This window comes from Pseudomonas sp. dw_358 (genome assembly GCF_018449655.1).
GTDB lineage: Bacteria > Pseudomonadota > Gammaproteobacteria > Pseudomonadales > Pseudomonadaceae > Aquipseudomonas.
The window spans coordinates 297108-319695 of record NZ_JAAVUX010000003.1; the positions used below are offsets into that span (position 1 = coordinate 297108).

Sequence of the window (22588 nt, forward strand, 5' to 3'; positions counted from 1 at the left end):
CCGGTTGTATTGCCTGTTCGGTTACCAACTGGCCACGGCGCCATCGCTGCGAGGGTCGCTGCCACCTTCCAGCAGGCCGTCGGCGTGGCGCACGATGGCGCCGGCATGGCCCATGCTTTCGTCGTAATCATCGAGCACTTGCAAGTCGTGGCCCTTGGCGGCCAGTGCTTCCTGGCAGGCCCTGGAAAAGCGCGACTCCAGCTTGAGGTTGTCGCTGGCATCGCCCCAGGTGCGACCCAACAACCAGCGCGGCGCATCAATGGCCGCCTGCGGGTTCATGCCGAACTGCACGATGCGGCTGAACACTGCGCTCTGGGATTGCGGTTGGCCGTCGCCGCCCATGTTGCCGTAGACCAGGGTGCGGCCGTCTTCCAGCCGGGCCATGGCCGGGTTGAGCGTATGAAAAGGCTTGCGTCCCGGCGTCAGCGGGTTGCGTGCTGCAGGGTCGAGGGAAAAACTGCAACCCCGGTTTTGCCAGTTCAGGCCGGAGGTGGGCAGCACGAGGCCGCTGCCGAATTCGTGGTACAGGCTTTGGATAAAACTCACGGCCACGCCCTGGTTATCCACCACGCCCATCCACACCGTGTCGGCCGGGCCCACGCCCTTGCCCCAAGGCGCGGCCTGCGAAGGGTCGAAGGCTTCGGCCATGGCATCGAGCCGTGGCGAGTCGAGAAAATCCTGGGCCTGATCGGCCATGTAGGCCGGGTCGGTGATGTGCCGATCGCGAATGGCGAAGGCCCGCTTGGTCGCCTCCACGCAGGCATGCACGAACGGCGCGCCGAGGGCGTCCATGTCCGGGGTCAGCAGGCGGTCGAGCTGGCCGAGGATCAGCAACGACACCAGCCCCTGAGTGGGCGGTGGAAAGTTGTACACCTCGCCGCGGGAATGACTCAGCACCAGCGGCTTGCGCCATTGCGCGGCATGATTTCTCAGGTCGCTCAAGCGCAGTGGGCTACCGGCCGCTGCCAGCTCGCGGGCGATATTTTCCGCCAGCTCGCCTCGGTAGAAATCCCCCAGACCGGCCACCGTCAATTGCTCCAGCGTATCGGCCAGCCGCGGGTGATGAAACCGCTGCCCGGCCAGCGGCGCCCGGGCGTTGAGCAGGAAGGTCTCGGCGAACCCCGCAATCCCGACCAATTCTTCCTGCTTGGCGAGGGTGCAGCGGCGCTGGCTGTCGGTCACCGGAATCCCTTGGCGGGCGTACTCGATGGCGTCCGCCAGCAAGCGCGACAGCGGTAGCCGGCCGGCCAGGGCCTCGCGCTGCCAGTCGAACGCCGCCTCCCAGCCGGAGACGGTACCGGCCACGGTATTGGCCGCCAGCCCGCCGCGAAACGGAATGCTCTGCAAGCCCTGATTGCGATAGCTGTCCAGCGTCGCGCCCATGGCCGCCGCGCCGCAGGCGTCAAGCGCCATGGGCCGCTGACCGGGACGGGCGATCAGCCAGAAGCCATCGCCGCCCAGGCTGTTCATGTGGGGATAGACCACCGCAATGGTGGCCGCGGCGGCAATCATCGCCTCCACTGCATTGCCGCCTTCACGCATGACCGCCAGCGCGCTTTGCGCCGCCAAGGCATGAGGCGCCACAGCCATGGCACGGGTGCCGCGAATGGGGTTGAGGCTGTGTGTTTTCACGGGGCAGGTTCCAAAGGCTGGATGCATTGTCGATACAGAAAACGTGCCGCCTCCAGCACCTGATGGTCGGTGCCATGGGCGCCCATCAGCGACAGCCCCAACGGCGCGCCGTCAAAGCGCCGCCACGGCATGACCACTTGCGGCAAGCCCGCCAGCCCGGCCATGCAGAGCAATTGCTGCGAGCGCAAGCGCACTTCGCTGACCTGCGCCGGCGACGCGTCAAGCCGCGGTGCACCAGCAGGGACCGGCGGCAGCAGAAACAGGGCATCGCTGCCCAAAAGTCGGGCAAGCGTGCTGCGGGCCTGGAGCCGGGTTTGTGCCGCCTGCCAACGCTGTTCGCTGGTGATGCGGCTGGCGTTTTCGAAGCGGCCTTCCACGTCTGCCCCGAAGCGCGGCGAAACGCGACTGACCCAGTCGCCGTGCCGTTGCCAGACTTCACCGGCTTGCAGGGTACGAAAGGCCGCCGCCCATTCAGCCAATGGCAAACGGCCGGGGGGCAGACGCTCAGGGTCGATGGCAGCCGTCTTGAGCCAGGCTTCGAAAGCGTCGCGGACATCGTCGTCCAGCAAGCCGAGTACGTCCTCGCTGACGATCAGCCGTGGCCGGGACACCCCAGTGGCCTCGGTGGACGCTGGCAACAGGCAGTCCAGGGCCAGCGCCAGGGTCTGGCCGTCCCGAGCGAACCAGCCTACCGTGTCGAAGCTGCCCGCCAAGGTGAAGCAGCCCTCGGCCGAAACCCGGTCGTGGCTCGGGCGAATCCCCCAGATCCCGCAATAGCTCGCCGGCAAACGCACCGAGCCACCGCAGTCGGTGCCCAGCGCCAGGTCGGCGTAGCCCGCAGCGACGGCCACCGCCGAACCCGACGACGAGCCACCCGGTAAACGCTCTGGCGCCAGCGGGTTGATCGGAGTGCCATAGTGAACGTTGATCCCCGCCAGGCTGTAGGTCAATTCGTCGGTGACCGTTTTGCCGACCCAATGGCAGCCGCACGCCAGCAAGGTGCTGACCGACGCGGCAGTCACCCGGGCCTGGGGTTGCCCTTGCAGCCACTGCGGGTTGCCGGCGCCGCAGGTCAGGCCAGCGACGTCATAGACGTCCTTGACCGCCAGACGCACGCCGGCTAGCGACTGCACGCCCACGGGCTCGGGTCGCTGTGCCAGCAGGCCGAAACCCTGCGCCATGAATGCGCCGTGAAGGCCGGGTTGCAGCGCCCTGTTCATAGATCCATCCAACTGACGTGGGCCGCGACGATGCGCCACTCGCCGGCAAAACACACCCAGCTTTGGGTCTGACGGCCCAGGCGCGGCTGGCCGAACCGGCTGAAGACGATATGGGTCACGGCGAACTCGCTGCCGAAGGTGGTCAGGGACCTCTGCTCAATGGCTCGGTCCAGACCGGTCGCCGGCCGGCCCTGACGAAAAGCCTGAATCGCTGCATAACCGTACAGGTGTTCGCGAGGGCCGTAGCGCAGGGTGTGGGGGCTGTTCCAGAACAATGCGTCGAGCACGGCGATGTCGTTGCTGATCAGGGCCTGCTCGTAATGGGCAAACTGCTCGGTCAAGGCCGCCAGGGTGTGCGGTTGATTGATGTGCGGTCCCGCTTGCGCCGGCGCACCGAACAGCGCGGGATCGATCCGGCACAGGCCACGGCCAAGCAACCCTTGCTCGCCAGCGCCATCGAGCATGGCGATCGCCACCCAGGGGGCAGGCTGGTCGAAGGTCACTCGGCTGGCGTCGATAGCGCTGCCCAGATGGAACCCGGCGAACAGGGGGTGCTCACCCCGCAGCCAGCCTGGGCGACGGTACTCGCCGGGCGAGCGCCAGGGATTCATCGAGCGCGCCACATCGATGCTGTGATGCCAGGCCTGGGCGCCGAAACCGGCAGCATCGATTACCCCGCTGTCGCCCAGCATCGGGCTGGCCAGCGTGGCGCCAGGTTTGATACGCGGGCCATCGGGGACATGAGCGGGCGCGGTCAGCCAGCGTTGTGGTTGATCTGCCAGGCGTACGCCGACATCCACACCGTTGCCGGCCAGCGCCAGCACCAGCCGGGTAGGCCGCGCCGGGTCACAGGTGGCGTCCAGCATCAAGTGGCAGGCCGCCATCCAGAGGGTCAGGAAGAACAGCGGCGTACTGTCGAGCATCGCCGTGACGTCGAGGTCATCCAGCCCGAGGCTGTGCTGCAGCGCCGTGGTGGCCGCCGTGGTGCAACTGTGCAGGTCATCGCCGCCCTCAAGGCCAGCGACCGCGAGGGGCAACAACGCCACCGGCGCCGCTTGCAAGCGCTGGTGCAGCACGGCTGCCAGGCGGCCATCGCGCCAGCGCAAGCGGTCGAGCACGGCCGGGTTGCGCGTGCCGAAACGGATCTGCGGTCCACTGCCGCTGCCCAACAACGACCAACTGCGCGCGCCTACGCCATCACGCACCTCGACCAACGTGGTAGCGGGCGAGATGACCGCCGCCAAAGGCGTGACCACTCGCAGGTCCTGAGCCGGACGCAGGCGCACCTGCCCGCTGGCGATCAAGCCCTGAGCCTCGCTTTCGCTGCGAGCCCAGCCTTCGTACAGGCAGCACAGCACCGCCGAGGACAGCACCGGCGCGCTTGGCTGGCAGGGGTCGGCGAACGGCGGCCCGGCGTGGAGCAACGTCATTGGCGCCAGCCCGACAGCCTCTGCGGCGCTGCGCACATCCGTCCACATCGGGCGCACCGCATACAGCCGCGCCAAGGCAGGGGCCAGTGCGAGCTCAGGCGCGGTCATCGGTCGCTCAGACGGCATGGGGCACCGGCAGAATCGACGCCGTAGCGTCGAAACGCTTGCCGGCCCGCAGGCAGAACAACGGCTGCAACATGCGCTTGGCGATCACCTCGGTGCCTTCGTTGTCGCGCAACAGCCAACGACCCTGCTCGTCGCTGAGCACGCTGATGTCCGCCTCGCGGCCCACGCCCAGGGTGCCGAGCGCATCGCTCATGTTGGCCATTTTCGCGGCATTGACGCTGACCATCGGCACCACCTGTTCCAGGCTCAAGCCCAGCGCCATCATGCTGACCATGGCCGAGACCAGGCTGAAGCGCGAGGTACCGGTAAACAGATGCTCTTCGTCCGGATGCTCGTCCGGTGTGCCGGCCGGGGCTGGCACCGTGGTGTTATAGCCATGCATGTCGGAGCCCAGGGTGTCTGGCAATACACCGGCGCCCAGTACCTTGCCGGCCATCTTGTAGCTGAAGTGCGAACCGTGGCCCACGTCCACCTTGAGACCGCGCTCGATGGCCTCACTGACCAAGGGATGCATCTGCCCGCTCTGCTCGACGAAACCACCGGGGTGGCGGCTGAACGGATGGGCCAACACATCGCCGGGCTTGAGCACCTCCAGCACCTGGGGAAAGATGCTGTCCGGGTCGATCTCGAAGGCCGGCTCGTCCGGCATCGGCCACAGCTGGCCAAAGTGGATGTACACCGGCAAGCCGGTCTGCTCGCCGATCTGCGAAGCTTTTTTCATCACGTCCAACCCCCAGCGGGCAAAACCACCCAGCTCGGCATGGGCCTTGATGCCCTTGACCAGGTCGCTGTTGGCCAGAGCCGACTTCACCGTGGCAGCGACATCCGCGCATTCCGGGCGATAGAGCTCGGGGTAGAAATGCCCTTCCAGGCCACCCACCAGGTAAGCAGAAATGAACGACAGCACGCGGCTCTCGGCCGGCTCGGCAACGAACTTGCGAAAGCCCGGCAAGGTCATGCAGCTCGCGCCGCCCTGGTCGATCAGGGTGGTGACGCCCGAGTGCACGCCGCACATGTCGGCATTCAGGCCGAAGCGACCGGTGACGTACTGATAGACATGGCTGTGGGTGTCGATCAAGCCAGGCAGCACCAACCGGCCGCTGCAGTCGATCAGTTCGACGTCACTGCGGTCATGGCTGGCCAGCAAGGCGCCGACGGCAGCGATGCGACTGCCTTCGACCAGCACGTCACAGACACAGTCGATATGGTTCGCGGGATCGATCACACGACCACTGTGGAGAAGGATTTTTTTCATGGCAGGCATCGGGTCAAAAGAAGGTAGACAGGACTACGCAATCAGCATGCCAATGCGAAAAAAATAAACCCTATACTGGATTCAACTAATTGATAAATAATCATTTTTATTTAGGTGGTATACCTTCTTTATTGGCGTCTTGAAGTCCTCTGCCGGCCTCTGTGACTGCACCAATAGAAATCGCCACGCACCACCCTGAAGCATCGCGTGGCATACCTCCTATCAGATGAGCTGGACGAGGCATTTCAGGGGCAATCAAAAACAAGGAGGCATACCCCTTTGTGCTTTATAATCGGGGCTCTTTTCCAGCCAAGGTGGTCTGTGACCCATGAGTACGACGCAAGACGATGATGTGCAGACCGAGCTGAACCTCGCCCTGAGCCGGTCGGCCTTGCTGGGCCGGCCGGGTTTCCTGATCCGTCGTCTGCATCAGATCCACTGCGGCCTGTTTCTCGATGAAACCCGCGAGTTCAATATCACCCCGGTGCAGTACAGCTTGATGACCGCGCTGGGTACCCACGGCGAGATGGACCAGAACACCTTGTCCCTCGAGATCGGCCTGGAGCGCACCAGCGTCGCCGAGGTGATTCCTCGTCTTGAGGCACGCGGCCTGCTGCAGCGGCGCCAGAGCACCGAGGACCGGCGGGTCAAGCGGGTCAAGCTCAGCCGCAAGGGCCTGTACCTGTTGAAGAAAATGGACGCCAACGTCCAGCGCGCCCACGACCGCACCATCGAACACATTCCCGCCGACCAGCGCAGCCTTTTCATGCTGCAACTGATCCGCCTGGTGGAGGCCAACAACGATCTGGGCAGTGCGCCGTTCAAGCTGCGTGACGACAACTAGGCAGGGCGAAAACGCGCCAGAAACTGCTGCGCCCGGGGCGTCTGCGGTGCCGAGAAAAAGGCCTCCGGCGCGCCGCTTTCGACGATGTGGCCGGCGTCCATGAACACCACGCGGCTGGCCACCTGGCGGGCGAATTCCATTTCATGGGTGACGATCACCATGGTTGCGCCCTCCCCCGCCAGCCCGCGCATGACTTCCAGCACCTCGCCCACCAGCATCGGGTCGAGGGCGCTGGTGGGCTCGTCGAAGAGCAGGATGTCCGGCTTCATGGCCAACGCCCGGGCGATGCCCACGCGCTGCTTCTGGCCACCCGATAGCCGGGAGGGGAACATGTGCGCCTTGTCGGCCAGCCCGACCCGCGCCAGTAGCGCCAGCGCCTCCTCGCGCACTTCGTCGCGGGAGCGTTTCTGCACGTGCAGGGGCGCCTGCATGAGGTTGTCCAACACACTCAAATGCGGCCACAGGGCAAAATGCTGAAAGACCATGCCGATGCGCGCACGCATCTGCGCCAGCCCGGCGTCGTTCATCTTCACCCCGCCCTTGTTCACGCCCATGCGCTGGCCCTTGAGGTAGACACTGCCGGCGTCCGGCTGCTCCAGCCAGTTGATGCAGCGCAGCAAGGTTGACTTGCCGCAGCCGGACGGCCCCAGCAGGCAAACCACTTCGCCGCTGGCAACGTCCAGGGACACGTCCTTGAGCACGTGGTTGTCGCCGAACCACTTGGACAGGCCTTGCAGTTGCAATACCTTGCCACTGCTGACGGCGAGACCGTCCAGGGCCGTTGTCGGGAGAGCATTCATGGGCGGCGTTCCTCGGCCAAGCGGGTCAGGATGCTGGTGAGGATCTCGATGCACAGGCACAGCAGCCAGTACAGCAGCACGGCCGAGAGAAACGCAGCAAAAGGTATGAAATAAGTCGACTGGATGGCGTTCATCACGCTGGTGAGCTCGGTGACCGCGATAATCGACAGGAAGGCACTGTCCTTGACGATCTGGATCAACTGGTTGCCCAGCCCCGGCAAGGCGCGTATCAACACCGGCGGCATGATGATGCGGCGGATCAGGGAAAAACCGTGAAAGCCGAACGCCCGCGCCGACTCGATGGCGTCCACCGGCAGGTCCAGCCAGGCGCCGCGCAGCAACACCGCCATGTAGGCCGCGTTGTACAGCACCAACGCCAGTAGCCCGCTGCTCCAGTTGGACAGGCGCACTCCCATGGACGGCAGGGCGAAGTAGATCAGGTAGACGAACAGCAGAAACGGCACGCAGCGCATGGCGTCGCAGAACAGGTTGGCGGCCCGGGCGATACCGCGGCGCCGGGACATCAGCATCGGTGTCAACAGCATGCCCAGCAGCAGCGAGACGCTGGCAGCAATCACCACCAGAATCACGGTGTTGATGAAACCGCTGCGAATGTCGGGCAACTGTCCCCAGATGGTCAGGAAGTCGTGGCTCATGTGAACGCCTCTTGCCCACTACTGCGCCGTTCCAGCCGCCGTTGCAGGCGGATCAACCCATACACCAGCGCGCTGTAGATCAACAGCGCAAAAATGAACGGCGGCAGCGGCTCATAGGTCCGCGACCCGACCCTCTGAGCTGCGCGGGTAATGTCCACCATGCCGATCACCGCCACCGCCGGGCTGGACTTGAGCAGCATGGTCATTTCATTGACCAGCCCCGGCAGGCTGGAGCGCCACACCTGGGGCAGCACGATCAGGCGCAGACGCAAACCCCGACGCATGCCGAAGGCCAGCGCCGCATCGTATTCCTGCTTGGGGAAGGCGATCAGCGCGCCGCGCCAGACTTCGCAGTTGAACGCCGCCGTGGACAGGCTCAAGGCCAGGATCCCGGCCGTGACCGGATCCAGGGAAATGCCGAACTGGGGCAACGCGAAGAAGATCAGCAGGATCAGCGTCACCGCCGGGCACGCGCGCATGACGCTGACATACAGGAACACCAGTTGTGTCACCCCCGGCACCTTGCCCCAGCGCAGCAATGCCAGCCCCAGCCCGGCCGGCACGCCGAGCAGGATGCTGGCCAGCGACACGCCCACCGTCGAAAGTGCCCCGACGACAATGCTCCAGTAGTCGTAAGCGGTCATGGATCAGTTGACGTCCAGCGGCATGTCGTCGTGGCTCTTGCCCAGCCATTTGGTTTGCAGGCGCGACATCTCGCCGCTCCTGCGTGCGTCCAGCAGCGCCGCATCGACGGCTTTCAGCACGCTGCTGTTGCCCTTGGCCACGGCCCAGGCCAGGTAGGTCGGCGCACCGATGGGCTGGGCGATGACGAACATGTCGCCGCGTTGCTTGATCAGGTCCTGCAAGGACATGTCGGTATTGGCCACGGCATCGAGGCGGCCGTTACCCAAGTCCTGATAGGCCTCGGGGTAGCCGTGGTACTCGACGATTTCTTTCAGGCCCGGCCCTTTGGCCTTGAGTCTGGCGTCGAAATCCTTGAGGTCGGTGAGCATGGCACTGCCGGTCTCGGCGCCCACGGTCTTGCCGATCAGGTCTTCGGGCTTGAGGATGGGGCTGCCTTTTTTGGTGGCAAAGTAGGTGGTGACTTCGGCCGTCGGCGAGGTGAAATCGAAGGTCGCCTTGCGCGCCTGGGTCACCAGCACCGCCGACAGCGCCATGTCGTACTTGCCAGTGGTGACGCCGGGCAGGATCCCGGCCCATGGCAGCACTTGCTGACGAATCTTCAAGCCGGTGGATTTCTCCACCAGGGCCAGCAATTCGTTATCGTAGCCGGTGGGTTTGCCCTCATCCATGAACTCGAATGGGCGGTAATCATCTTCAGTAGCCACCAGCAAGTAGCCCCGGCTCTTGGCCTCATCAAGGGTGCCGGCCTGGGTCAGGGTGGAATGGGCCAGGGTGGCGGTCAAGGCCATGGCCAGAGTCAACAACGGCGCGCGCGCACGCAGCCGGCGCTGGAGGGTCTGCAATAGAGTGGTCATGAGAATTCCCTTGTCGTCGAGAGCGCAGGCTGCGCTCAACCGACAAAGCAAGTGGCATGCCACCTATTATGTCAGGGCTCAAGGTCGGGAGATGGCTTTGTGAAGGCCATTGGATCTACAGAGACAGCCATATTCGCAGGGCTGGTCGCGCACCAAAAAAAACCAATTAATAGGTGGTATGCCTCACAGATGATCGTTTATCGGCAGCGCCGGCCCGTCGGATATCCCCGACAAGACCGACCTGCCCAAAACGGCCTTACTTGATTGCCGCCAACGCATCCGCTACGACTTTCAAGTCCAGGTCGCCATCCGGCGTGCTGACCGCCACCGAACCGATCACCACACCGTTGTGACGAATGGGCTCGCCGCCGGGCAGTGGCGCCAGGCCAGGCACAGCCACCATCACCAGCTTGTTCTGGTTCAGCATCTTGTAGAAAGTGTTGGTGGTCTCCTGGAAGCGCGCAGCAGTCCTGACCTTGCCTTCAGCCGACTCCAGGCAGTCCGGTGCCGAGCCTTCCTGGCGCTGCATGAACAGCAACTGACCGTCAGCGTCGGCCACGGCGATGCAGCCTTTGGTGTGGTTGGCGTCCATGGATTTCTTCGCCGCGTCGACGATTTTCATCACGTCGCTGTCCTGCAGCACCGGGACATTGGTGATAGCGCTGGCCTGCGAAGCAAAACCGCTCAACAACAAGGCGGTGCCCAGGCCGAGGGCCGCTTTCTGGAATCCGGTTTTTTGAAACATGGCTTTCATGGTTATCTCTTCGAAAAAGGCGCAAGGCGGTATGCCATGCGCTAAAGGGAAATCAGTTGGGTATGACTTTGCGGCGCTTCAGACGGCTGCCGATCAGCAGCACGATGATCGCCAGGACGATCAGGCCGACGATGGCCAGCGGCTTGGCATAGTGGGTCAGCCAGTTCTGCTGGACATCGCCGCCACGCACCCTGACCACATCCTCCACGGTGATGGCCGGCGACGAGGCAAGGCCGCCGATGGTTTGCCGCACATAGGTGGCCAAGGCCGCAATCTGCGCGTTGTTGAGGTCGGCACTGAAGCCGGGCATGGCGGTTTTCTGGCCATTGACCGTACGGTGAACCCCTTCGGCGATGGTCAGGATCAGGTTATTCGGCGACGCCAGCAGGACCGTCGAATTGCTCGCCAGATCCGGATGGGTCTTGTCGACGGTGCCCGTACCGTTGGCGGCATGGCAGGCGGCGCAGGCGGACTGGTACAACTGCGCACCATCACGACTGCTGCCGTTGGCCAGAGTGGCAATATCGAAGTGCTGCTGTGGCTCCACCGCCGCCACGTCCACCGGCGCCGGCGCATGCGCCCGGCCGGCGGCATGGGGCGTGGAGACCGGCGGCAGGCTGCGCAGGTAGGCGACCAAGGCGCGGATGTCCTCCGGCGGCAACCTGGACAGGCTGCGCTGCACGGCCAGGCCCATGTCGCCCCCGGCCGACGCGTGATCGTTATGCCCCTGGGTGAGGAATTGCGTCAGCTCCTCGTCACTCCAGGCCCCGATGCCGGTCTTGTCGGAGGTGATGTTCGGCGCAAACCAGCTGCCGACCTGCGCGCCCGACAGCAGCTTGCTGGTGTTTTCGGCGAAGAAGTCATTACGCGGCGTATGACAGGTGGAGCAATGCTCCAGCGCCTGCGCCACGTACTGTCCACGCGCCACCGAGCCGGCCGGCGCCGTGGCCCCGGCACTGCCTGCCGTGTGCAGGAACAGCAGGTTCCAAGCGTGCATGGCCTGGCGGACGAACGGGAACGGCAACTCGGTCACCGGCGGCTCGTGGTCGGACGGCTGCACACCTGTCATCAGGTAGGTATAGAGCGCGTGCAGGTCGTCGTCGCTCATGTTGGTGTAGGCCGTATAGGGCATGGCCGGGTAAAGCATGCCCTTGGTCGGCGACTCGCCCTTGGTCATCGCGTCGCGGAACTGTTCGAAGGTCCACGCGCCGATGCCGTGTTGTTTGTCCGGGGTGATGTTGGACGCGTAGATCGAGCCCACCGGCGAGACGATCTCCAGCCCGCCGCCAAAGGCCGAGCCACCGGGACGATGGTCCTGGTGACAGGCCGAGCAGTCTCCCGCCGTTGCCACGGCGCGGCCGCGGCTGATGGCGTCGGTGTCGTTGTCCTGGGCCAGCGCGGGCAAGGTCAGCACACTGAGGGCGGCGGCAAGGGCAAAACCATAAGCAGACTTGATCACCATGTCACACCTCCGCCGCGATGCGGCGCCCGGCGCGAATCGCCAGGGCCATGCCGGCCAGCGTCGGATTGACCGAACCCGAGGCGGGAAAGACCCCGGTGGTCACCAGCGACAGGTTGGGATGGTCGTGGGTGCGCAGATCGGCATCGACCACCGAGTCTTTGGGGTCGTGCCCCATGATCACCGTGCCCATGACGTGGTCCTGGCCGGTCCAGTCGGTGGGCGGCGACGCGGGCGTGCCACCCAGCGCCTCGAGGAAGTTGGCGTAATCGTCGATGGCGTTGGCCTGGGTGGCGCGGCTGTAATCGTCCAGCCGATAGTGCAGGTTCAGGCCCGGCAGGCCGATGGCATCCTTCCATCCCCGGTTAAGGGTGATGCGGTTATCGGGCCGCGCCAAGTCTTCGGTCATGGTCTGGATCTGCACGAAGCGCGAGAGGCGATCACGCAAGGCACTTTCGAAATCATCACCGATGAGCTTTTCCTTGGTCAGCAGCTCGGTGGCGAATTGATCGGTCCAGATGATGTTGATCACGTCGTAGTGCATGGCGGCCACCCGGTCGCGGTCGGCCTGATTGCGCCGCTCCAGGATCGCCCCGGAAATGAACTGCCCGCGCCCCTGCCACAGCGGCTCGTCGGCATAAAAGGTGAAGCCGGTGCCGGGGTGAATCATCAGGTTGCGCCCGACTTGATCGGAGCTGTTGGCCAGATCGTTAAGCAGCAGCAATTTCGGTGTTTCGAAACCATGGCCGGCGATCACGAATTGCCGCGCGGTCAGCCGGGTGCGCTGGCCCTTGGGGCTCAAGTAGGACAGCGCGGTAATCTTGCCATCGGTGCCCTTCTCGATCTTGTCCACCACCGCATCGGTGCGCAGCTTGGCGCCGGCTTCCTGAGCCATGCGCAAGGTCATCAGCCCCGAATACTTGGCATTGATCGGGCAGTTGGGCTGGCACATGTTGTTGCCGACGCAACCGGGCCGACCGTTCCACGGTTGTGAACTGCGCGAGGACGATGCATGCAGTACTCGATAGCCCTTGGCAGCCAGGCGCATCTGCATGCGCTGCAACATGTAGGGCTTGGCTTCCGGCGGCAGAGGGAAGGGTTTGGAACGCGGCGGATAGCCGTGCTGATGGCCGCCGGACTGGTCCTCGATGTCGACGCCGTTGACGCCCATGAGGTATTCGGCCTCGGTGATGAACGGCTCGAGCTCGTGGTAGTCCAGCGCCCAGTCGCGGCCCACACCGTAGCTGGTCTTGAGCTTCATATCCTCGGGCAATGGCCGCCAGGCGGATGCCGTCCAGTGCCGCGAGGTGCCGCCCGCCACGCGCAGGGTGCCGGGGAAGTTTTTCATGGGCGCGTTGTCCAGCACCAGATAACCCGGCGTCTGGCTGTTGGGCGCATGGGGCACATCACCAAATGGCGCATTCCAGTTGTAGCGCTCGGGCAAGGTGCGCCAGTTCTCGGTCACCTTCCAGTCCGGAATCTCGGGGCCCGCCTCCAGAATGATCACACTGCGCCCGGCTTTCGCCGCTTCGTAAGCCACCAGCGAACCCAAGGCCCCGGAGCCGACGACAATCACATCTGCATCAAAATCTGCCATGGTCAGCTCCGATCAAGGGGTGGGGTTGGTCTTGGGGGTGGTCGCCGCGCCAGCCGTATTACCCGCCGGGCGCGTGGGCTTGGCCTTCGCGCCAGGCAACGCAGCGCGTGCCAGCTCGACGCTGGCGTATTGACCCATGCCGAACGCCCGCCAGGCGGGGTCCGGTTTGGCGATCACTCCCGTGGCCCCTTCCGGTTGCCATGTCCAATCCGTGACTCGCTCCGGCATCGCCGGCGACGTCACCCCTTCCGGTACCGCCTGCCACCACCCCTGCCCGCCCGGCGGATACGAGGTGCGCGGCAGATCCTTGCTCACCACCTCGTAGGCCTGGGCATCCAGGTAGGTCACGAACACGGCATCGTCCTTGAGGATCGACCCCGACGGCGTACCTACGTAGCCCAGGTACCAGGGCTTGGCGATTGCCAGGGCGAAATCCAGGTCATCCACCGACAAACCCTTGAGCAGCGCCGTGCGCTGGCTGGGGTCCTGCATGGCCGAGGTACAGGTCAGGGCAAGTTCGTTGATCTTCTGCGTATAACCGGGGACGCGTTGCGCCAGCAGCGTCTCGATGCGCCGGGCAATGTCCGGGGAAAGGTCATTTCGTCCGATCAGCACCCGGCTGACCTTGAGGAAGCTAGTCTCTGAATCTTCAACCGCGAAAGCGACGTTCGACGACAGAAAACCCAGCACGGGGGGAATGGAGATGGCACCTATCAGAAAGCTTCTTCGATCCATGGCGTCAAACCTTAGGTAACAGACTGCACGGAGAATCCTTGTGCACACACTGTCGCCTCGCGAAGTTCGTTCGAGGGCGGCGTGGGGCGCTATTGTTGAATGAGAACCTGTCCGCTTTGCAGCGACAGTGAGAACGGTCTCAAGCGAAAACAACATACCCAAGGTGTAACGTTAGTTTGATATTATTTTTGCAGATTCAGTCTATCGACAGGGTAGATAGAACTAAGGGGGGAAAGAATAGGTCGGGGGTTGTTCAGGTCAAAATGACAAATTAGTTAAGCGTACTTCCAGACAAGTTGAATGATGGCTTTGCGTCAATGTTTCATCTTACATACCGCATGATGGCGTGCAAGAGCATCCATAGTTGCCCGCCATGGGCTGGGCCGGCACTTGCACTTGTGAGCAGGGCTGGCCGCGATGCAGGCGACGCGGTGAAACGGTACTGCGCGGTGATGCCATCGCGCCCACGGGCGGCTCCCACACACTCACGCGTGGCTTCCGAGACCCCTGACAGTGATAGAAGAGTTGCACTTTTAAAGGGTCATCTCTGCATGCCGGCCATGGCCGAAACAAACCCCTCCGGGTCTTCCACCATCATCAAATGCCCACCTGGCAGCCGCGTGATACTGGCCGCGCTCTCCAATGCCCAGGCAGGGACATTCCAGCCGGAAAACGAGCGCTCTCCTGCCACCAGATGCACCGGGATCGCCCCCCCAAACACGGCTTGAACGCCCTCCAGAAACGAGGGTGCTCCGGTGACGTCGACCACCGAGCAAGCTGTCGCCTGAAGGGTGGAAGCCGGCTGATTGGCCAACAGTCGCGCCGCCATTTCAAGATTGGCCGGCGTCGCATCGATACCGGACCTGGCCAGCCACGCACCTGGCGCACCCCGAAAATCGCGCAGCATAGCCTCGGCTTCGACAGGGGCCATGCGGGCCACGCCGGCAGACCAGAAGGCGTCAGACAGCGTGAAATTGCCTTCCACGCTGATGACGGAGGCAACGCGTTCTGGATACGCGCGGGCAAAGCGCATGGCCACAGCGCCGCCTACGGAATGGCCAAGCAGGTTGACCCGTTCGATATTGTTTTCCTTCAGCCAGCAGGCGAGATGGGCGACCTGTCCATCGAGGTGGATGAGGGAGGGCGCCGTATCCTGCAAAGTGCCGTAGCCAAGCAGATCCGGGGCGAAGGCTTGAATGCCCTGACGAGCGAACACAGGGAGCAGGTCCCGCAGGCTGCCGATCAGGCCGTGGATGAGGAGAATGGGAGATCGAGGCATTTCAGACATCCGTGTATTAATCTCAAAAACGAATAAACCGGCCTCAAGCCGGCGTGTTCGCCCCAAACGGCCCGCGAACTGAATCGCGGCGTGCCAAGGCCGAGCGATAATATTTTTTCTTGTTTTGCCAATACGTTCAAGGCGTATCAGCCCCATGGCTTTCCAACGTTGAAACCGTGTTCACCGCGCGTGCAGCTAATCTCTGAAAAGCACTGCTCGCATTCACACTCCCCTTTTGATCACCCCACCCCGGACAGGAACCTCCCATGCCTTTGTCCATCGCTAAAAGCTGGATCCCCTCGGCCCGCCATCACCCCGACTTTCCCCTGCAAAACCTGCCGCTGGGCATTTTCGACACCGGCGGATCAGCCCCCCGCTGCGGCGTCGCCATCGGCGATCACATCTTCGACCTGCAAGCGGCTGCCGGCTTCTTCGAGGGCGAGGCCCTGCGTGCGGTACAAGCCACCGCCAACGGCCAGTTGAACCGCTTTTTCGAACTGGGCGCCGGGCCTCGGCAGGCCCTGCGCCAGCGACTGGTGCAACTGCTGGAAGAACACAGCCCCTGGCGTGCCGAGCTGCAAGCACTGGGCACGCAGGTCCTGCCGTTGGCTGCCAACTGCCAGATGCACCTGCCGGCCCGGATCAACGACTACACCGACTTTTACGTCGGCATCGAACACGCGCAGAACGTCGGCAAGCTGTTGCGTCCCGACAACCCCCTGCTGCCCAACTACAAGTACGTGCCCATCGGCTATCATGGCCGCGCCTCGACCATTCGTCCCTCCAGCACGCCGGTACGCCGACCCAATGGCCAGACGCTGCCACCTGGCCAGAGCGCGCCGGTGTTCGGGCCTTGCCAGCGCCTGGACTTCGAACTGGAGCTGGGCATCTGGATTGGCCAGGGCAATACGTTGGGCGAACCGATTACCATTGGCCAGGCCGGCGAACACCTCGGCGGTTTCTGCCTGCTCAATGACTGGTCGGCGCGGGACATCCAAGCTTGGGAGTACCAGCCTTTAGGGCCCTTCTTGTCGAAGAGCTTCATGACCAGTATTTCGCCATGGGTGGTGACGGCAGAGGCGCTTGCGCCCTTTCGTGTGGCCCAACCCAAACGCCCGACTGGCGACCCGCAACCGCTGGGATATTTACTGGATGCACAGGATCAAGCGGCCGGCGCGCTGGATATCGAGCTGGAGGTGTTGCTGAGCACCGAAGCCATGCGCCACCAGCAACTGCCGGCCCAGCGCTTGAGCCTGAGCAGCACTCGCCACATGTACTGGACCGTGGCGCAGTTGGTGGCGCACCACAGCATCAATGGTTGCCAGCTGCAAGCCGGGGACCTGTTCGGCTCGGGGACCTTGTCCGGCCCGGCTGCCGGACAGTTCGGCAGCCTGCTGGAGATCACCGACGGCGGCAAGAAAGCGATCACGCTGGCGTCGGGTGAAGTGCGCCGGTTTCTTGAAGATGGCGACGAAGTGATCCTTCGCGCCCGTTGCGCGCGCGAGGGCTTTGCCTCCATAGGCTTTGGCGAGTGCCGAGGGATTGTCGTGTCCGCGTTCGAGTGGGGGCGCTAGTGTTCGTCGAGCGGGATACCGCGCCTGGACTTGCCCTTGGCCATGCTCTGCAACACCCCATCCCGGCGAATCAGCCCGTGAAACAACGCCGCCGCCAGATGCACCAGCACCGTCAAGAACAACAGATAGGCCAGGTACCCATGGGCCTTGCGCAGTAATGCAAACGCATGGGGATCAGCCCCGATGAGCGCCGGCAGGCGGATGGACGGGGCCAGCATGATCGGATCGCCCGCCGCCGACAGCATGGCCCAACCCACCAGCGGCAGAATTAACATCAACCCATACAACAACAGGTGCGAGGCTTTGGCCGCCAGCTTCTGCACCTCGGGCAGGTCCCGTGGCAACGGCGGCTGGCGGGTGCTCAGGCGCACGATCAGGCGCACGATCACCAATGCCAGCAAGGCAATGCCCAACGGCTTGTGCAGGTTGATCAGCCATTCATGCCGCTCGGACACCGAGGCGACCATCCCGGCGCCGATGAACAGCTGGGCAATCAGCAGCAATGCCATGCCCCAGTGCAGCAGGCGCGCCACGGGGGCGAAGTGTTCGCGGTGCGGGGTCATGAGCGCGGCTCCTGGTCGGCATGGGCGTTCTTGAGCTGATCGACTTCACTGGTGCGGCGCAGGTAGGAGGTCGCGTAGGCCGCCGAACGCGCGGGCAGCAACGGGTCGCCTGACGCCTGGATGCCATTGGGCAGGATCAGCGGGTCGTAGTTGATGTCGCGGCATTCGCCATCGTTCTGCGCCTCGGCCTTCTCGATCGTGAGGCTGCCGGCGATCACCTGCGCGCGCTCTGCCGGCCAGGCTTTGGTGGCATCGTCCACAGGGTCGCCCGCCTCGGCCATGGTCATCTTCAGGTCCCAATGCAGCGGTCCGGCGGCCAGGTGCTGCTGCAGGTCCTTGTCGAGGAAGTCGCCGCTCTGCAGGCCGGGCTCGCTGACACCGTTGCCGGGGTGCGGCACCACACTCCAGCGAACAGCGCGGCGCTGCCCGGTCCCGTCCACCAGATAGAATGCATTGATGCTGTTGTAGGTTTCGGTGGCGTAGCTGGCCGAGGGTTTCGCGGTCTTGACCCAGGCCAGGAACGGCGCTGCTTCGGGATGAGCGGCGAAGAACTGGCCCATGTGGGCGGGGTTGGGCTTGCCGGTCGCGGGATCCGGTGCGCTGGCCTTGAGCATCTCCAGAAATGCCTGGGGCGTGCCCACCGGGAAAGACGGCATGGCGTTCATGCCGGTGCGCCATTGCTCGCCGTCGGACTGGGAGAATCGCAGAGCGAAGCTGCGAATCGGCGCAGCGGTATCCGGCGAGTAAGGGCTGCCGGTGGGCAGCGCGAAACGGCCGACCACGGGTGTGCGGGCATCCTGAAAAACCTTGGCCGAAGAATACTGCCGGATCGGCGCGGCGCTCTCGAAGTAGCCCACCACGCACACGCCTTTGGCGTGGTTGCGGCGGTAGCCGGGGAACACCCCGTTGTCGGTCTGTAATTGATCGACCAAGGCATCGGGTGTCAGGCGGCCAGGGTCGAACACACCGCGAACGTAGGCGAAAGCGCCAGCAGCAACCGCCACCACCACCGCGATGACGCCGAGGCGCAGAAGGGTACTGGCGGGACTTAAAGGAACAGCGGGCGAGTCTGATCGTGTTTCCGGCATTAGAAGCTCCAGGCCCGAGGGGCCCACGTTTCAGGTACAGATGGGACGAACGCGCGCAGGGTTAATTCCACGCGGGGGTTATTAAAGCTTCTGAAACTCGATCATGGGCCATTCTCCGGTATAGCCGAGGATTAACTTGTCTGGCCCTGGACGGCTCGGCATCATGCCGGGCCACCCATTCTCAAGGAACGCCGGGCATGAACCGCAGCACGCTGAACATTCTGATTCCGTTGATTATCGCGGGGTTGGTTGGCACCTACTTTTACAGCCAGAGCCACGGCCAGAAGAGCGGAGAGCTGATCAAGGCCCGGCTTGAGTTGGTCTGGCCGACCTTCACCACCCTGCCGGGTGTGGATCGCGCCTTGATGGGCGGCTTTGCCGTGAGCTGCCACCTCGACGACAAGCCGGCCGAGGCGCCCGCAGTGATCGCCTGCCTGCGCGAAGCGGCGACCAAATCCGATGCCATCCGCCCCCAGGGAATGGAGCAGGCACAGGCCTCGGCGCGCCTGGAAACCCTCATCGACCAGGCCCAGGGGAAGTAGTCCGGCTGCGGGCACCGCTCCTCTGTCCGCGCGCAGACTATTGGTCATGTCGATAGACTGAATTGAAAAAACGAATGTCAAAAAGTTGTGAAATATTGGTTATCTTTTTGTCGTAGCAGTGAGTACGGGCTGATCGCCCTGACGCACTTCAGCGAATGCTCTGGCACAGAGCAAGGAGAACCGATGAGAACCGCTCTGACCGGTGTACTGTTTACGCTTGGCGTCTTCGGGCTGTGGGAGTTTTCGGCGGCGGCCATCGGCCAACCCGTCTTCAGCGGATTTTCGGGGTGGGACCCCTGCGGTGTCGTCGAAAATTCGGCAACCGGCCTGCTTTCCTTGCTCTCGGTGGTTGCGGCCGTCGGGCTGTGGAGTCATCGCAGCCACGCACGAATTTCCGCTGGGGTCGAAAATAGAAGTATGACGGATCTTGAGACCGCTCACCGCCACCTGCGCGGGTGGACGAGTGCCGTGGACAAACGCTAGAACTGCAGACGAAAAAAAGCCCCGCAAATCAGCCTTTGCAGGGCTTTTTTATATAGGGCGGAGAGATAGTCCTACTGAATGCCATTCAACGGCATCCAGATCGTGTCCCAGGAAGGGCTTTACTGGGCAACAGCAGAGGTCAATGAAATTTCAGCAAATGGGTCACTTCGACATCAGCGTCCACAGCAAGACTCCCAAACTGGCTCCTTGCGGCTTTGAGGGCATGTTTTCATCCAACGACGAGCGGCAAATAGCTATCATTCGTGGCGGGCTCCCCACAATATAAAGGATTCACCCATTCCATGATGGAAATTGCTGAGCTGGAAGCCTTTAAGGCGATCGTTGATCACGGCAGTGTGACGCAGGCGGCGGTTCGCTTGAATCGGGTTCAGTCGAGCATATCTTTTCGTATCAAGACATTGGAGTCCCGGCTTGGAGTACGCTTGTTTGAACGGGTTGGCCGCCGGATCGTCGCCACTAGGGCCGGACAAGAGTTGTACGGTTACGCCTCTGAAATCCTTGAGCTGACTTCTCGTGCACATGCGGCTTTGGGAAGCATAAAGGTAAACCAGCGAATCCGGCTGGGTGTGATCGAGTACATCACCATCGCAAGGCAGCCGCTGCTGCAACGCATCATCAGCAATGCGATAGATCTGCAGGTTGATGTCACTGTGGGGAGCTCTACCCACCTCATCGAAGCGCTCCAAGCGGGAACCTGCAACGCGGCCATCGTCGGTGCCGGGTTGGCCCCACCACATTTGGGCCGATCAAAGCTTTTTGACGACTCGCTCGTGCTGATCTACGGACACACACATCCCGCTGTTGATCTTGCTTGCTTGAGTGGCTACCAGTTCCTGGTCAATAGCAGTCAAAGCGCCTCACACCGTAACCTGAAGGAATTGTTGACCCTCCATCGGGCTAACCCAACACGGATCGTGGAGTGCGGATCCTACGCGCTACTGTTTTCCCAGGTTGCTGCCGGAGCCGGCGTATCCCTTGTGCCGAAGTCCTTGGTAGACGCGCTAACCGACAGCTACAACGTGAATAGCCTGGCGCTGACGGGCTCATTTTCACTGTTCAGCACAGAATTCGTTTTCGCAGACACCTCACCTTACTCGGCGGCGAGAAGATTAGAGGACTGGATTCTCCTACCCAGCAAAGGCACGAGATGCTCGGTGATTGAGAGTGAAAGGCGGGCTAATTGAACCACCCGCACTATCCCGCTACGTTTCAATGGGCTCAACTGTTACAGGAACACCGGACCACCTCATCGGCGTAGGCTACCTCAATATCAAGATCTCCGATCTCTGAGCTGGCCCTGATGACATCGCCATGCTGCAAACGCAATCCATCCCTGTCGGTGCTGATAGATGCGCCGAGCAAGACGAAGTGCAGAGAGCCAGGTTCGCAGAAGCTGTCATGCTGGAACAGCATCGCTTCAAGCTCCGGCAGTGAGACGTTCAGCTGCTCCAGCCCAAGCTTCGACGACTTCTGCCAGATCAGTCGGCCATCCCGAACAACCGAGCTGCTGACTACTGTGCTCAAGGGCGGTAGCTCAAGTATCAGCTCAGGCGATATGACGGTTTGTCTAAGCTTTGACAGGCCGGCAAGGCTTGGATGGCGATGGCGCAAATCCGGATCTGAAAAGTCCAGGGCCAAGGTATATCCGCAGTAACGAGGGTTACCCAGCTCATCAACCAGGTACGCGCAGAGATACTCCACCTCATAACCTGAGCCGCAGGCATGGAATGGTGTGGTGACCTCCCCCCCTGAAATCACAACGCCGCTGCCGTTGCCTTTGAAGTACCAGTCAGGGGCGTCACGCTGCGGGGCAGCGGCGCCGTTGACCTCCCGATGGGTGTAACCAAAGCTACTAACCCAGCAGTCTCGCGGCTCTTGAGTCTGCAGGGGCACCACGGTTCTGGCGCCGTTAACACGATAGCCGTCGTCTGAGTGGATCTCGATACCGTGAAGAAAATCCGCCCATTCCAACCCGCTCTGCAATTGGTTTCTGAGCACATCGATACTGCGTGTGAATCCTGAGACTGTTCGCCGCGACACGCTGGCGGGGTCCTCGGAAATCTCTACCCAACGCGTGCCATTGTCAGAAAGCCATTCGGTCAGTTTTCTCATTACGCAGCCTCCACTTTAGCGGCGAGCTGGAGCTTTGGCTTGGCTGAGCACATGACCACCCCGACAGCAATCAGCAGCAGGCTGACCAAATGGTAGGTGTGCAACGGCGTCCCCAGGAAAATGATGCTAAGCACACCACCGGACAGGGGAACCAGGTGCGTGAAGATCTCGCCACGGGTAGCTCCGATCTCAGCGATACCGCGATTCCAGAACAGGTAGGACAGATAGGATGGGAAGATAACCAGGTAGGCAAGGCCCCAAAGGTTTACCGATTTGAGCGATTCAAACACCCCGACTGTTGCAGGCTGATAGAGCGTGTACAGAGTGAACGGCACTAGCAGCACAGTCCCGACAACGGCCGAATAGGTGACGAAGGCTTGCCCAGGAATCGACTTGGGTTTGGTGCGCAGAAACGCACAATACGACGCCCAACTGGCAGCCGACAGCATCGTCCATAGGTCGCCCTTGTTGAATTGCTTGAGGAAGCTCAAATCCGAGAGCTGTCCCATGGTGACCAACCAAGCGACGCCGATTGTGCTGGCCAATACGCCCAGCCAGTTACCCCGAGTGATGGTGTCGCCAAACACGAAACGATTGATCGACAACACCAGGCACGGCGTTGCGGAAAGATAGATCGCCGCGTTAAGCGATGTCGTGTACTGCAGACCGATGTACAACGTCAGCGGAAAAAGCACTTGGCCGCAGATTGCGAGCATGGTCAATGTTGACCAGGCCTTGCGGATTTCACCAGCGGAGCGAACAAGCGGCCGTAGGTTGATGATCAACAACAGTGCACTGGTCAGCAGCCACCGAGCCTGGGACAGAAGTATCGGGTCCATGTCGACAACCATCAGCTTGCCGACGACGTAGTTGCCGCCCCAGAAAATGGCAGCCAAGGATAAATACAGATAGGGCATCG

22 protein-coding genes are annotated in these 22588 nt (G+C 62.7%); 5 read left to right on the top strand and 17 right to left on the bottom strand.

Features of this window, described 5'->3' with window-relative positions:
- Positions 1 to 21: 21 nt before the first annotated feature.
- The 4 genes from HB675_RS07230 to HB675_RS07245 are packed head-to-tail and all read right to left on the bottom strand — an operon-like array spanning position 22 to position 5663.
- Positions 22 to 1632: a gamma-glutamyltransferase family protein gene (locus HB675_RS07230; RefSeq protein ID WP_345945753.1), complete on the bottom strand. Its 1611-nt coding sequence runs from the start codon at positions 1630 to 1632 to the stop codon at positions 22 to 24.
- A complete protein-coding gene (locus HB675_RS07235) occupies positions 1629 to 2852 on the bottom strand; it encodes an amidase (protein WP_213877120.1) in 1224 nt (407 codons plus the stop codon). Before HB675_RS07235 ends, HB675_RS07230 begins: the two co-directional genes overlap by 4 nt.
- Complete coding sequence (gene hpxZ, locus HB675_RS07240) at positions 2849 to 4390, bottom strand: oxalurate catabolism protein HpxZ (RefSeq protein WP_213877123.1); 1542 nt, start codon at positions 4388 to 4390, stop codon at positions 2849 to 2851. Before hpxZ ends, HB675_RS07235 begins: the two co-directional genes overlap by 4 nt.
- Before the next feature lie 7 nt (positions 4391 to 4397).
- Positions 4398 to 5663, bottom strand: a complete 1266-nt coding sequence (locus HB675_RS07245; RefSeq protein WP_213877125.1) for an amidohydrolase/deacetylase family metallohydrolase — start codon at positions 5661 to 5663, stop codon at positions 4398 to 4400.
- A gap of 328 nt (positions 5664 to 5991) precedes the next feature.
- Between HB675_RS07245 and HB675_RS07250 the strand changes: the two genes are divergently transcribed.
- Positions 5992 to 6507 (top strand): MarR family transcriptional regulator, encoded by a 516-nt coding sequence (locus HB675_RS07250; protein WP_213877126.1) that lies wholly within the window; start codon positions 5992 to 5994, stop codon positions 6505 to 6507.
- Here the strand turns inward: HB675_RS07250 and HB675_RS07255 are convergent.
- The 9 genes from HB675_RS07255 to HB675_RS07295 form a co-directional block, all read right to left on the bottom strand.
- Positions 6504 to 7307 (bottom strand): amino acid ABC transporter ATP-binding protein, encoded by an 804-nt coding sequence (locus HB675_RS07255; protein WP_213877128.1) that lies wholly within the window; start codon positions 7305 to 7307, stop codon positions 6504 to 6506. The two genes, HB675_RS07250 and HB675_RS07255, sit on opposite strands and share 4 nt — an antisense overlap.
- A complete protein-coding gene (locus tag HB675_RS07260) occupies positions 7304 to 7963 on the bottom strand; it encodes an ABC transporter permease subunit (protein WP_213877130.1) in 660 nt (219 codons plus the stop codon). The genes HB675_RS07255 and HB675_RS07260 overlap by 4 nt, the downstream gene beginning before the upstream one ends.
- Positions 7960 to 8607 (bottom strand): amino acid ABC transporter permease, encoded by a 648-nt coding sequence (locus HB675_RS07265; protein WP_213877132.1) that lies wholly within the window; start codon positions 8605 to 8607, stop codon positions 7960 to 7962. Before HB675_RS07265 ends, HB675_RS07260 begins: the two co-directional genes overlap by 4 nt.
- A gap of 3 nt (positions 8608 to 8610) precedes the next feature.
- Positions 8611 to 9462 (bottom strand): transporter substrate-binding domain-containing protein, encoded by an 852-nt coding sequence (locus HB675_RS07270; RefSeq protein ID WP_213877134.1) that lies wholly within the window; start codon positions 9460 to 9462, stop codon positions 8611 to 8613.
- A 256-nt stretch (positions 9463 to 9718) separates the two neighbouring features.
- A complete protein-coding gene (locus HB675_RS07275) occupies positions 9719 to 10216 on the bottom strand; it encodes a heme-binding protein (protein WP_213877135.1) in 498 nt (165 codons plus the stop codon).
- A gap of 52 nt (positions 10217 to 10268) precedes the next feature.
- The gene (locus HB675_RS07280) at positions 10269 to 11678 is read right to left on the bottom strand and encodes a c-type cytochrome (protein ID WP_213877137.1); all 1410 of its coding nucleotides are present in this window, start codon (positions 11676 to 11678) and stop codon (positions 10269 to 10271) included.
- Between the two features lies 1 nt (position 11679).
- The gene (locus HB675_RS07285) at positions 11680 to 13272 is read right to left on the bottom strand and encodes a GMC family oxidoreductase (RefSeq protein WP_213877139.1); all 1593 of its coding nucleotides are present in this window, start codon (positions 13270 to 13272) and stop codon (positions 11680 to 11682) included.
- A 12-nt stretch (positions 13273 to 13284) separates the two neighbouring features.
- The gene (locus HB675_RS07290; RefSeq protein ID WP_213877141.1) at positions 13285 to 14007 is read right to left on the bottom strand and encodes a sugar dehydrogenase complex small subunit; all 723 of its coding nucleotides are present in this window, start codon (positions 14005 to 14007) and stop codon (positions 13285 to 13287) included.
- Positions 14008 to 14548: 541 nt separating this feature from the next.
- A complete protein-coding gene (locus tag HB675_RS07295) occupies positions 14549 to 15442 on the bottom strand; it encodes an alpha/beta fold hydrolase (protein WP_256737483.1) in 894 nt (297 codons plus the stop codon).
- A 110-nt stretch (positions 15443 to 15552) separates the two neighbouring features.
- Between HB675_RS07295 and fahA the strand changes: the two genes are divergently transcribed.
- Positions 15553 to 16860, top strand: coding sequence for a fumarylacetoacetase (fahA, locus tag HB675_RS07300; protein WP_213877143.1), 1308 nt, complete (start codon positions 15553 to 15555; stop codon positions 16858 to 16860).
- Here fahA and HB675_RS07305 read toward each other — a convergent pair.
- The gene (locus HB675_RS07305) at positions 16857 to 17423 is read right to left on the bottom strand and encodes a cytochrome b (protein ID WP_213877145.1); all 567 of its coding nucleotides are present in this window, start codon (positions 17421 to 17423) and stop codon (positions 16857 to 16859) included. The genes fahA and HB675_RS07305 overlap by 4 nt on opposite strands.
- On the bottom strand, positions 17420 to 18511 hold the full coding sequence (locus HB675_RS07310) for a catalase family peroxidase (RefSeq protein ID WP_213877147.1): 1092 nt from the start codon (positions 18509 to 18511) through the stop codon (positions 17420 to 17422). Before HB675_RS07310 ends, HB675_RS07305 begins: the two co-directional genes overlap by 4 nt.
- Positions 18512 to 18708: 197 nt before the next feature.
- Between HB675_RS07310 and HB675_RS07315 the strand changes: the two genes are divergently transcribed.
- The 3 genes from HB675_RS07315 (at position 18709) to HB675_RS07325 (ending at position 20741) form a co-directional block, all read left to right on the top strand.
- Positions 18709 to 19053 (top strand): hypothetical protein, encoded by a 345-nt coding sequence (locus HB675_RS07315; protein WP_213877149.1) that lies wholly within the window; start codon positions 18709 to 18711, stop codon positions 19051 to 19053.
- 183 nt (positions 19054 to 19236) lie between these two features.
- Positions 19237 to 19536, top strand: coding sequence for a hypothetical protein (locus HB675_RS07320; RefSeq protein WP_213877151.1), 300 nt, complete (start codon positions 19237 to 19239; stop codon positions 19534 to 19536).
- 302 nt (positions 19537 to 19838) lie between these two features.
- On the top strand, positions 19839 to 20741 hold the full coding sequence (locus tag HB675_RS07325; protein ID WP_256737484.1) for a LysR family transcriptional regulator: 903 nt from the start codon (positions 19839 to 19841) through the stop codon (positions 20739 to 20741).
- Between the two features lie 34 nt (positions 20742 to 20775).
- Here the strand turns inward: HB675_RS07325 and HB675_RS07330 are convergent, their stop codons facing one another.
- Both HB675_RS07330 and HB675_RS07335 read right to left on the bottom strand, forming a co-directional pair.
- The gene (locus HB675_RS07330; protein WP_213877153.1) at positions 20776 to 21669 is read right to left on the bottom strand and encodes a hypothetical protein; all 894 of its coding nucleotides are present in this window, start codon (positions 21667 to 21669) and stop codon (positions 20776 to 20778) included.
- Positions 21669 to 22586, bottom strand: coding sequence for a DMT family transporter (locus HB675_RS07335; protein ID WP_213877155.1), 918 nt, complete (start codon positions 22584 to 22586; stop codon positions 21669 to 21671). The genes HB675_RS07330 and HB675_RS07335 overlap by 1 nt, the downstream gene beginning before the upstream one ends.
- Positions 22587 to 22588 lie beyond the last annotated feature (2 nt).